Origin of the sequence: Muricoccus harenae, assembly GCF_009848505.1 — a bacterium.
In the GTDB taxonomy this organism is placed as follows: domain Bacteria; phylum Pseudomonadota; class Alphaproteobacteria; order Acetobacterales; family Acetobacteraceae; genus Roseomonas; species Roseomonas harenae.
In genome coordinates, this window is record NZ_WWDL01000098.1 from 1 (window position 1) to 855 (window position 855).

Sequence of the window (855 nt, forward strand, 5' to 3'; positions counted from 1 at the left end):
TAGGGCGTGTCCTCAGATGGGGGATTCCCAGGATGGTGCTGGAGTGATTCATAGGGTGCCGGCAAGTTGTGGAGCAGCCGGGGAATGCGGCGATACGCGTTGCGTGACGATCAGTGGGTGCGGATCGAGGGCCTGCTGCCCGGCCGGGCTGGACATGTTGGCATGACGGCACGCGATAACCGTCTGTTCGTCGAGGCGGTGCTCTACCGTTACCGTGCGGGCATTCCCTGGCGTGACCTTCCGAACCGGTTCGGCTCGTGGAAGGCGGTGCATACGCGGTACAGCCGCTGGGCCAAAGGCGGCGTATGGGAGCGCCTGCTCCGGCATCTCGCGGCGGATGCGGACACGGAATACGCGATGCTCGACAGCACGGTCGTTCGCGCTCACCAGCATGCCGCCGGGGCACACAAAAAAGGGGGCACGAGCAGGCGATCGGGCGCAGCAAGGGTGGCCTGAGCACCAAGATCCACGCCCTCGTGGATGCACTTGGCAATCCGGTCGGCTTTGCTCTGACCGGCGGCCAGGCACATGATCTTGCCGGTGCTGACGCGCTGCTGCCCGACATGGCGGCCGATGCGCTGATCGCCGATCGGGCTTTCGATGCCGATGCACGCGTGCTGGAGCCCCTGGCTGCCTTGGGCAAGGCGGCCATCATCCCGCCAAAAGGGAACCGAAAGCAGAAGCGGGACTATGACCGGCATCTCTACAAGGCGCGGCACCTGATCGAGAACTTCTTCGCCAAGCTCAAGCAGTTCCGTGCCATTGCCACCCGCTACGACAAGACCGCACGTAACTTCCTCGGCGCGATCCACCTCGCCGCAGCCTATGTCTGGCTCATCTGAGGACAGGCCCTAG

1 protein-coding gene is annotated in these 855 nt (G+C 64.4%); it reads left to right on the forward strand.

What is annotated here, in order from left to right:
- Positions 1-84: 84 nt before the first annotated feature.
- A protein-coding gene (locus GSE44_RS25080; protein WP_159351539.1) for an IS5 family transposase occupies positions 85-842 on the forward strand; the annotation gives its coding sequence in 2 pieces (ribosomal slippage) (positions 85-405 and positions 408-842; 756 coding nt in all).
- The last annotated feature ends 13 nt before the right edge of the window (positions 843-855 follow it).